Annotated in this window: 8 protein-coding genes; 5 read left to right on the forward strand and 3 right to left on the reverse strand. The window is 48.4% G+C overall.

Translation table 11 applies throughout. From position 1 onward, the window contains the following. Positions 1-414: 414 nt before the first annotated feature. Genes AC6B99_RS18260 through AC6B99_RS18270 form a run of 3 tightly spaced genes read right to left on the reverse strand, consistent with a single transcriptional unit; the run spans position 415 to position 4,600 of the window. The gene (locus AC6B99_RS18260) at positions 415-1,842 is read right to left on the reverse strand and encodes an NAD-dependent malic enzyme (RefSeq protein WP_056036258.1); all 1,428 of its coding nucleotides are present in this window, start codon (positions 1,840-1,842) and stop codon (positions 415-417) included. A gap of 46 nt (positions 1,843-1,888) precedes the next feature. Beyond that, on the reverse strand, positions 1,889-3,310 hold the full coding sequence (gene aspA, locus AC6B99_RS18265) for an aspartate ammonia-lyase (protein WP_496663936.1): 1,422 nt from the start codon (positions 3,308-3,310) through the stop codon (positions 1,889-1,891). Positions 3,311-3,334: 24 nt separating this feature from the next. Then, entirely contained in the window at positions 3,335-4,600 is a 1,266-nt protein-coding gene (locus AC6B99_RS18270; RefSeq protein WP_056036255.1) for a cation:dicarboxylate symporter family transporter, read from the reverse strand. Between the two features lie 240 nt (positions 4,601-4,840). On the opposite strand from AC6B99_RS18270, the gene AC6B99_RS18275 reads away from it, so the two are divergent. The 5 genes from AC6B99_RS18275 (at position 4,841) to AC6B99_RS18295 (ending at position 10,909) form a co-directional block, all read left to right on the forward strand. Then, positions 4,841-6,139 carry an ATP-binding protein gene (locus AC6B99_RS18275; protein WP_494880800.1) on the forward strand — a complete coding sequence of 433 codons (1,299 nt, stop codon included), beginning with the start codon at positions 4,841-4,843 and terminating at the stop codon, positions 6,137-6,139. Continuing rightward, positions 6,117-7,046: a DNA-binding domain-containing protein gene (locus AC6B99_RS18280; RefSeq protein ID WP_056036250.1), complete on the forward strand. Its 930-nt coding sequence runs from the start codon at positions 6,117-6,119 to the stop codon at positions 7,044-7,046. Before AC6B99_RS18275 ends, AC6B99_RS18280 begins: the two co-directional genes overlap by 23 nt. Positions 7,047-7,782: 736 nt before the next feature. Continuing rightward, on the forward strand, positions 7,783-8,622 hold the full coding sequence (locus tag AC6B99_RS18285; RefSeq protein ID WP_056036248.1) for an AraC family transcriptional regulator: 840 nt from the start codon (positions 7,783-7,785) through the stop codon (positions 8,620-8,622). Between the two features lie 181 nt (positions 8,623-8,803). Then, positions 8,804-9,862 (forward strand): NAD(P)/FAD-dependent oxidoreductase, encoded by a 1,059-nt coding sequence (locus AC6B99_RS18290; protein WP_496663974.1) that lies wholly within the window; start codon positions 8,804-8,806, stop codon positions 9,860-9,862. A gap of 15 nt (positions 9,863-9,877) precedes the next feature. Continuing rightward, positions 9,878-10,909 carry an ABC transporter substrate-binding protein gene (locus AC6B99_RS18295; RefSeq protein ID WP_494861384.1) on the forward strand — a complete coding sequence of 344 codons (1,032 nt, stop codon included), beginning with the start codon at positions 9,878-9,880 and terminating at the stop codon, positions 10,907-10,909. Positions 10,910-10,955: the final 46 nt, after the last annotated feature.

Genomic DNA, 10,955 nt, shown 5'->3' on the forward strand with positions numbered 1-10,955 from the left:
GTGAGAGCAATAGCGAATCTCCTGTCCGCTTACGACCTGAAATGGGATTAAGAGCTAGAATAGCGGAAGCTCAGTCCGCCAAAAAAGGAATGAGCTTCCAAAACTGCGTGGTCTCAGTCACAGTGCTTTCTGTAGCTGTAGGTCTCTGCACTCCCGATAAGACAATCATTGAGATAGACTCATCCAGCTCTATTGACGGTACCCTTCCCCGCAAACTGGCTGTCCCTTACATCCAAGAGTATTTGAAGGACAAGCTCAAGTAGGATACATGTCATATTTTGGAAAAAGCTCTTGGTAATATGGGTAAACCAGTTTTACTGCCTAAATGATAAAAAGCAGTTATCACAAAAGAACACTTTTGTGATAACTGCTCCTATGAGTAAGCTTCGCAACGCACCGTAATAGTAGCCGAAATTACTCTTTATTGGAATCTCTCAATTTTTTTCGGGCAACTCCGGTATTATAGGCTGCTTCTATAACGGCCTCTCTTACCTTTTCCACTACTTTCTGGTTGAATACGCTCGGAATAATATACGTTTCGCTCAATTCTTCATCCGTCACAACGGATGCGATCGCCTGAGCGGCTGCAAGCTTCATCGCTTCATTGATTTCACTCGCCCGGCAATCCAAGGCACCGCGGAAAATGCCCGGAAAGCAAAGCACGTTATTGATCTGGTTCGGCTTGTCGGACCGCCCTGTCGCCATCACTCGAACGTAAGGCTCGGCCAGCTCTGGATCGATCTCCGGTACCGGGTTCGCCATTGCAAAGACGATCGGGTCTTTCGCCATGGATTGGACATCTTCGACCTTGAGAATATTCGGAGCCGATACGCCGATAAATACATCCGCTCCCTTGATCACTTCAGACAAGCTGCCTGTCTCCAGATGCGGATTAGTCAGCTCGGCAAACGCCTTCCAATGAGGATTGCCATACGGGATGTTCCGATTAATGGCGCCCTCGCGGTCCACACCAATCAAATTGCGCACGCCTGCGGCCAGAAGCATCTTCGAGCAAGCAATGCCTGCTGCGCCGATACCGTTCACAACGACTTTAATATCCGACATTTGCTTACCGGTAATTTTGAGCGCATTGAGCAGCCCGGCCAAGATGACCACAGCGGTTCCGTGTTGGTCATCGTGAAACACAGGGATGTCCAATTCCTGCTTCAAACGCTCCTCGATTTCAAAGCAGCGCGGTGACGAAATGTCTTCCAAATTGATGCCTCCGAATGCCGGAGCGATGGCCTTTACGATGCGGATAATTTCTTCGGTGTCCTTCGTATCCAGGCATATCGGAAAAGCGTCCACACCAGCAAATTCTTTGAACAGCATGGCCTTGCCTTCCATCACCGGCATGGCCGCCATCGGCCCGATGTCGCCAAGTCCGAGTACAGCTGTTCCGTCAGAAACAACGGCAATCGTATTGCGTTTGATCGTCAGCGAGTAGGCCTTATTCGGCTTTTCCGCAATCGCTGTACAAACTTGGGCGACACCGGGTGTATATACCCGCGATAAATCATCACGGTTTTTCACCGGTATTTTGGAGGTGATCTCAATTTTACCGCCCAAATGCACAAGGAAGGTCCGGTCCGACACATGAATGACTTTAACGCCTTGCAGCTTCTCAAGCGATTCGACAATCTGCTTGCTGTGTGCCTGATCGGATACATTAACGGTAATATCGCGGACGGTACTCGTACGGCTCGACGAGATAACGTCAATCCCCACGATATCCCCGCTTGTCCTTTCAATTGCAGCAGCGATATCGCCGAGAGAAGTTAGTTGTTTATCTATTTGCAGCCGAAATATCATATAGGTACTGGCACCACTTGTTACGGACATCTCGCTCTCTCCTTTGTGGGTCACTCTATTTCTAGAAATTTCTTCCTTATCTTTGGTCCAAAAGCTCTACTCCCGCAATGCCCGGGTTCGTCATCTCATACGGATCAAGAATGATTTGGAGCTCCTCTTCCGTCAGCACGTTGTAAAGCAGGCAAAGCTCACGAACCGGACGGCCTGTCAAAATCGCTTCTCGCGCAATTCGGGCTACAACCTCATAGCCAAGATGCGGGTTGAGCGCAGTGATAACCCCGACGCTTTTCTCCACGTACTCTTTGCAGCGCTCGACATTCGCTTCGATTTCCTCCAAGCAATAAGCGCGAAAAACTTTAAATACTTGATTCATCATGCTGAGGGATTGAAGCAAATTAAATACGAGTACTGGCTCCATGACGTTAAGCTCAAGCTGCCCGGCTTCAGAAGCCAAACAAATCGTATGGTCATTGCCTATGACCTGGAACGCCACCTGATTGACAACCTCCGCCATAACCGGATTGACCTTGCCTGGCATGATGGACGAGCCCGGCTGGCGGGCAGGCAAATTCAATTCCCCGAATCCGGCACGCGGCCCGGAAGCCATCAGGCGCAAGTCATTGGCGATCTTGGACATGTTGATCATGCATACTTTGAGCGCCGCAGACACTTCTGTATAAGCATCCGTATTTTGCGTAGCGTCGACCAAGTGCTCTGCATTGATAAGCGGCAAGCCGCTAAGCTCGGCAAGCGATTCAACGACCCGCTTAATGTAGCGGGGATCGGCATTGAGGCCCGTTCCAACGGCCGTTGCCCCCATATTGACCTCGTACAAGTGGCCGCGGGTTTGCTTGATCCTCTTAATATCACGCTCCAGAACCCGGCTGTAGGCCTCAAACTCCTGCCCGAGGCGGATCGGTACGCCATCTTGAAGATGCGTCCGCCCCATTTTAATAATGCCATCGAACTGCACAGCCTTTTTCCGAAACGCCGCCAGCATTTCCTCCATCGTCGCCAGCAGCTTATCAATTAAAACAAGTACGGCGATATGAATCGCTGTCGGAAAAGCGTCGTTGGTCGACTGGGACATATTCACATGCGTGTTAGGACTAACATTGAAATAATCGCCCTTCGTTCCTCCAAGGATTTCGATCGCCCTGTTGGCAATGACCTCGTTGGCATTCATATTAATGGAGGTGCCTGCTCCGCCCTGTATCGGGTCAACGATAAATTGCTCATGCCATTTTCCATCTATAATTTCCTGCGCCGCTTGCATAATGGCTTTTCCGGTTTCCGGGTTCAGCTGTCTAATTTCCATGTTCGCTTCAACTGCCGCATGTTTAACGATAGCCATCGCACGGATTAGCTCTTCATGAATGCGGTAACCTGTAATTGGAAAGTTTTCTACTGCTCGCATCGTTTGAATGCCATAATAGGCGTCTTCCGGCACTTCTTTAGAGCCAAGGAAATCTTTTTCGATTCTAAAATGAGCTGACATTGGACATTCCCCCTTGTTATGGTCTTACGAACTTTTTTTGAGCGTCTCCAAATATTGTTGTCCCTTATTCTGATCATATTGTTTCTCCCATTTCGCCATTACAACCGCGGCGATGGAATTTCCAAGGACATTGACTACTGAACGGGCCATATCCAAAATGCGGTCAATACCCGCGATAAAGGCAAGCCCTTCGAGCGGAATGCCAACTGACCCAAGAGTGGCCAGCAGAACGACGTACGAAGCGCCCGGCACCCCGGCAATTCCTTTCGAGGTCAGCATCAGTACAAGCACCAGCATAATTTGAGAGCTGATCGGCATGTGAATGCCGTACATTTGTGCGATAAACAATGCCGTTATCGCTTGATACAAGGTCGACCCATCCAAATTGAACGAATATCCGACCGGGATGACGAAAGAGGTAATGGATTTAGGAACTCCGAACTTCTCCATCTTCTCCATCATCTTGGGAAGCGCTGTTTCGGAGCTTGCTGTCGAATACGCGAGTATGAGTTCATCTTTCAATATGCGAATGATCGATATGAGACTAGTTCCGCATAGCTTCGTAATCAGGCCAAGAATAAGCACTACAAACAGAATCATGCCCACATACACGGCCAATACTAGCTTCCCCAAAGGAAGCAGCGAGGCAATCCCGAATTTAGATACCGTCATGCCGATTAATCCAAAAACGCCGATCGGAGCAAATTTCATAATTTGATTCGTTACCCAAAACATCGATTCGGCAAGACCTTGGAAAAAAGCCAGAACCGGCTTCCCTTTTTCACCGATGGCAGCAATGCCTAGACCCAGAAATACCGAGAAAAAGATGATGGCGAGCATATCGCCAGCTACTAATGATTCGAAAATGTTTTTTGGAACAATGTTTACAAAGGTATCCATAAAGCTATGATTGGTCACCTTTTCCGTTGCTTCCACATAACCCGAGATGTCCGACTTGGCTAACCCCGTCATATTAACGCCAGCTCCGGGCTGAAAAATATCCGCGATGAGCAGGCCGAAAACAATGGCTGCTGTCGTCACGATTTCAAAATAAAGAATCGTCTTCCCGCCCAGCTTGCCGAGTTTTTTAATATCTCCAACACCAGCTATTCCGACAACTAGAGAGGAGACGACAATGGGAACGACAATCATCTTGATCAATCGTATGAAAATGTCCCCCGCCGGCTTCAAGTAGCTTTCGATGGTTGGGTTGCCATAAAAGATAGCCCCTACAGCTACCCCTAATACGAGGCCGACTAAAATTTGAAAAGCCAAACCAAATTTTTTCATCATGCTTCCCCTTTTCTGTAGGTTATTAAGCGCTTTCATATTGTATAATTTCGCTATTCCTTTGAATGGTTTCATTGTACAGGCAAGCTACACAAATCTATTTAAATCTACATATTCGTTATAAGAATTTATTAATTTCGGCATAATGAGGAGGAAGAAAGAAAGCTTTTTACGGAGGAATATGGAAAAAGATGTCGAATGACTGTTACGTCGTGCAAGAAAGGAGGCTGGGATGTAGCATTGAAAGACAAATGGCTTTTGTTTCTGCTGATGGTTGTTTCGGTGCCGCTTGCGGGGGAATTGAATTTTTATCCGTTTCATAATGATTTTCGGGTCAGTCTGGGAACGCCCACCTTCTTTCTGTTTTTACTCTGGCTGAGGTTTCCTTCCCCTTTTGTCTCAGGTCTGCTTGTCGGCGCTGCGGTTACCTTTTTTCGCACGGGGCTTGAGGTGGCCATCGAACCGGCCAGGAGCTGGGACGCTGCTTTTCTGCACCACTATCCGGTATTCTTCTATTATTTGACCTATGCGGTGGCATTTAGAGCTGTACGACTGAATCGTTATCATAACCGCCCCATTGTTCTCGGCTTATTAGGCGTGACGATTGAAATTGCTGCATCGTTGGCAGAACTGCTGATGCGCTATTCGGTTACGGAGCAAGTCGTGAGCTTCTATACTTGGAATCAAATTTTGCTCATCGGGATTTTTAGAAGCTTCTTTGTGCTTTCCTTATTCAATCTCGTCATATTGCGCCAGTCGAAGGCGGCCGAGGAGCTGACGCGCAAGGAAAACGAGAAGATGCTTCTCCTTATCTCGGAGCTGTACGAGGAATCCATTCAATTGAAGAAAACGCTGCACAATGCGGAGAATATCGCCCGGGACAGCTACGGGTTATATCAATCTTTAAAAGCTGAACAACCCGAGCCGCTTGACGAGCTAGCTCAAAAGGCTCTACAAATTGCTGGACAGGTTCACGATATCAAAAAGGACAATCAACGCATTTATGCCGGGCTGTCCGGCTTAATATCGCACGAAAGCGACTATATGCCATTGGAAGCCTTAGTTGATATTGTTCTACGATCGAATCAGAAATATGCCCGCTCGCTCGGCAAGCAGATCGATTTCTCGCTGCATACGGAAGGCGCCTTTCCTTTGTGTCACGTATACGTTTCATTGTCCTTGCTCAATAACTTGGTCGTGAATGCCGTCGAGGCACTAAATGAAGCGGGGTCTATCCGAGTGGAGGTTAAACGGGAGCAGGAAGCTGTCGTTTTCCGCGTAGCCGATAATGGCCCGGGAATTGCACCCAAGTATCGGGAGAAAATCTTCATACCCGGATATACGACGAAATACGATAAATCCGGCAACCCTTCTACGGGAATCGGTCTGGCTTATGTCAAGCAAGAGACGGAGCGTCTGCTTGGAACTGTCCAAGTTCAAGCTGGGAACGATGAGCAAGGCACTATTTTCACGATCACACTGCCTGTGGGTCAAATAGGAAAGGAGGAGTCGAAGGATGCGTTTCTTTATAATCGATGACGATCCGGCCGTACGCTCCATGCTGGAGCAAATGATTGAGGATGAGGATTTAGGAAGTGTTGTAGGGGAAGCCGAAGACGGAGCGTATGTCGATAATACGCTGCTCGACCTTAAGCAGGTGGATATCGTTCTGATTGATTTGCTGATGCCCATTCGCGACGGCATAGAAACGGTTCGAGAAATATCAAGCAGCTTCAAAGGAAAAATCGTCATGCTGTCTCAAGTGGAGTCGAAGGACATGATCGGCAAAGCCTATTCCTTCGGAATTGAACATTATATCACCAAGCCGATAAATCGTTTGGAATTTATTTCGGTCATACGCAAAGTTTCCGAGCTGCTGCGATTGCATCAATCGCTTCGAGATATTCAAAAGTCGCTCAGTGCCTTAGGCTTAGGCGGCGCAATAACGGAGAAAGAGGCAGCCTCTCCTGATAAAAGCATCATCACTTGCGGAAACTATGTGCTGTCGGACCTTGGGCTAATCGGCGAAGCCGGCTGCAAGGACTTGCTGGAGATGCTCGATTATTTGTTCCGTTACGATAGCGAGCATCCATTGGAGCAAGGCTTCCCTCCGCTTCAAGACACGTACAAACAGCTCGCCTTGAAAAAACTCGGCCCCACCGCTTCTGAGACCGACTTGAAAAAGGAGGGAAAAGCCGCCGAACAGCGTGTACGGCGAACGGTGAACCAAGCGCTAACCCACTTGGCCTCCCTGGGGTTACTTGATTACTCCAATCCGAAATTCGAGCAATACGCGAATAAGTTTTTTGATTTAAGCGACATCCGCAAACGGATGAAGGATATAGAGGATGAAGAATCGGCGTCCATTAGCATGATCAGGCAAAACACCAAAAAATTTATTCAAGTCCTTTATTTTGAATCCAAAAAGTTAATGACCCAGCGATAAGTGGGCGCCGGGAGCCACTTGCGGGCAAGGCCCTAGCTAAAAACGCAGCCTCATTGGCTGCGTTGATAAAGGCTCCCCGGCCATTATCTCTGAGAGGGAAGCAGCTTCCCCTCATTCACTGTTTGTTTGGCAGGCACTAGGGCATGTATGCAAATGTAAGCGCGACTAGAGCTAGATCCAGAGACAGAGCCAGATCAAGCCAAGCCCAGCATGTCACACGTATTTCCTGTACTGCCGAGAAGATCAGTCCCCGTGAATATGAACTTGTGTACTGAAAGGCAGCTTCATGCTCTTCGTTTCAAGAGTTTTCTCCCAGTATCAAGATAGGTTCGGCGGACACAGCAGCAGCTATTTCAAGCGGATCGAGGGTTATAGCACAGGCTGCGGACTCGGGAGCCGCTATTGCGCTGCAAATGACCATTTTGGAGGGAGGATTAGGGCGATAACGGATCTCCTGTTCGCTTATGGCCAGAAATCGTAGAAAATGCCAGAATAGCGGAATCTGTGTCCTCCAAAAACCCTATTTCAGCAGCAACCCTTCCGTTTTCTATACGTCATTATTTGCTGATCCTTATGCCAAAGTAAAGACCGCTTTGGTTGCAGCGCCCCGCAACCGCTGGTTGCCGCCCTTTTTTCGCCTATGAAGTGAACCAATAGCCGCCATCCCGCTACAGTTTTGCTCCGTTCTGACGTATACTTCTATATAAATAGATACTAACGGAAGAAGTGAGGGAGCATGATTAATGTCGAAGAATTAGCCGAAATGTTTGCGGGCCGTTCCTATGATATAGCTGAAGTCCATCGGTTCGTCATCCAGCCCGACAACATCCTGCGCGGTTATAAAACAACAAGACACGGGCTATTGTTTCCCATTCGTGGAGAAGCCCGATTACAGGTGGATGATGCCACCTATGATCTGCAGCCGGGAGCGATTTTTCATTCACCCCCGAACAAGCTGCTGAATTCGCATGTGACAAGCCAATCGGTGTATGAATATTATCTCGTGTTATACCGGCTTGATAACCAGCAAGACACGGATAGTGCCCACACATGCGATACCCATTTCAGACTAGAGCCGGGTGTCCACTCGCGCGTACATGAACATTTGGCCATGCTTCATCAGCATATGCATTCCCCAGGCGGGATTGGAAAGCTTCGAGCTAAGGAATTGTTTCTTGGCATTATGCATCAGGTGCTCGTAGGCTGCAAGCACAGAGAAAGTGGTGAAAGCGGCTATCCGCCTGACAAAACAGCGATCGAAGAAGCAGTTGCCTATATTAACGGCCACTATATGCATCCATTGACACTGGGCGAGCTTTCCGAGCTGCATGCGATGAGCCCAAAACGTTTTTCTTATTTCTTTCATAAATATACCGGATTCCGCCCGATTGACTATGTCATTCATTATCGAATGGAACGAGCCAGCGAGCTATTAAAAATAGGTCAATTCCCCATCCGCGACATTGCGGGAAGTGTCGGCTATTCCAATCCGCTGTATTTCAGCCGCATTTTCAAGAAGAAGTTTGGCTTGTCCCCTTCCGCTTATTCCGAAAAACAGGAGCATGAACATTTATAAACAGGAACTAACAAATCCCCCATGCTCCCGCTCCTTCTCTCTCCCCTTTGATAATAATCCATATCCCATTTGTGATTTGTGCATTCGCAAGCATTCCGGTTCTTGCTATACTACATATTGATAATAATAATCATTATTGATTAAATGAAGGATCAACAACAAAACGAGGTGAATAGGCATGATAAATGAACAAGAATTATATGACCTAACGATTATTGGAGGCGGTCCCGCCGGATTGTTCGGAGCCTTTTACAGCGGGCTGCGGGAAATGAAAACCAAGATTATTGAATTTCAGCCCCAGCTTGGCGGCAAGGTTCATGTCTATCCCGAAAAAATGATCTGGGACGTAGGAGGCGTGACTCCGATACTGGGAGCACAGCTGATTGACCAGATCGTAACGCAGGGGATGACGTTCCATCCGGAGGTGGTGCTCGGCGAGAAGGTCACCTCGATTGACCAAAACGAAGACGGCCATTTCGTCTTGCATACAGCGACCCAGCAGACGCATCTGTCCAAAGCGGTGCTGCTCGCGGTTGGCGGGGGCATTTTGAAGCCCATTAAGCTGGAGATTGAAGGGGCAGAACGGTTCGAGGTCACCAACCTGCACTATACCGTCAAATCATTGGCCCGCTTTAAGGATAAAACCGTATTGATCTCAGGAGGCGGCCATTCTGCAGTAGACTGGGCCAATGAGCTCGCTCATATTGCCAAGAAGGTTTATTTGACCTACCGGAAGGATGCTTTAAAGGGACATGAAGCGGATGTGACCCGCCTGCAAAAAAACGGTGTGGAATGCCTGCTTAACAGCACCATCGACAAGCTGATCGCAACGGAGGATCATAGCCGGATCGAAACTGTGCTGCTGAACCAGAATGAAGGGGAAAACCTATTCAAGCTGGCAATCGATGAGGTCATCATCAATCACGGCTACGAGCGCGACAAGGAATTGCTGGGCAACAGCAAAATCAATATCGAGCTGCTCAATTATCAGGTTGCGGGAACACCATCGAGCGAAACCTCTGTGCCGGGCCTCTATGCCGCTGGCGATATTCTGCATCATGAAGGCAAGCTGCACCTCATAGCGGGAGCGTTCCAGGATGCCGCCAATGCCGTCAATAAAGCCAAGCAGTTTATAACACCAGATGCTAGCGCTAACGGGATGATATCCTCGCATAACGAACTGTTCACGGAAAAAAATCGCGATTTAATGAAGCATCTTTATACAAAATCACACACTTAATCTGGAGGATTCCTCATGAGCAAACTGCTCGGACTCATTGTTTCCTTTTTTATTCTGACCGCTCTCATCGCCGGTTGTTCTGGCGCAAGCGGAAATAATCAGCCAACAGAAAGCGATCCTGCTCCAAGCGCGAGCAGTCCCTCTCCTTCTGGAAGCGCACAGACCGCCGATACAAGCGCAGACGAAGAAAGCACTGCCGCAGCCGCTGCCGCTTGGCCAAGAACGATTACCGATGGCGCGGGCCATGACGTTGTGCTAGAGGAGCAGCCCAAGCGCGTAGCGGTGCTTCATCCTTTGTATTTGGACTACTTTTTCGCCTTGGACACGCCTCCTATTGCGTCCGGCAGTGCGGCAAGCGCGCTCGCAGAATACGCTACACTGAAGCCTTATGCCGACACAGCCGAGGTTATTGATTTGGGTAGCGGACGGGAGCTCAATCTTGAGAAGATTATCGAGACAAATCCGGATGTCATTGTGACCTTTAAAGGGCATATAGACGCCCTTTATGACGAATTGAGCAAAATCGCTCCGGTCGTTCAAATCAATTACGCAGATACATGGGAAGAGGCCACCATGCTTAGCGCCCAAATTGTAGGCAAAGAGGAATTGGCAGAGCAATACATTAAAGAAACGAAAGAAAACATTGAAAAATCCAGGCAGCAGCTTGGCGCTTTGAAAGATAAAACGTTTGCCCTGCTGCGGGTTGGCGATGACGGCACCTTTCATGCCCAAGGCACAAACAACACGACGTACTACAATGAAACGACTGGCTTTGGCTTGCTAGTGCCGAAAGGCTATCCCGCAGACAACGATGTGCTTTCCGTGGAAGCTCTGTCCGATATGAATCCGGATTACATTATTTTTCAGCATGATATAGCGGTGGCCAAAGCCGCCGTTAAGCAAAACGAGAGCCTGGCGGTATGGCAATCACTTGAGGCAGTCAAAAACAATCATGTCCTTTATTTCGACAATTCCCTTAATACAGGAAGTGTGCTCGCTGTTCGGCTAGCCGCAAACCACTTTATGGAATTGGCCGCCGATCAATAACACGAGCTTCTTATCCCCCATTTGCCCCTTACATGAAAAATTGAAA

The organism is Paenibacillus liaoningensis (assembly GCF_059609455.1).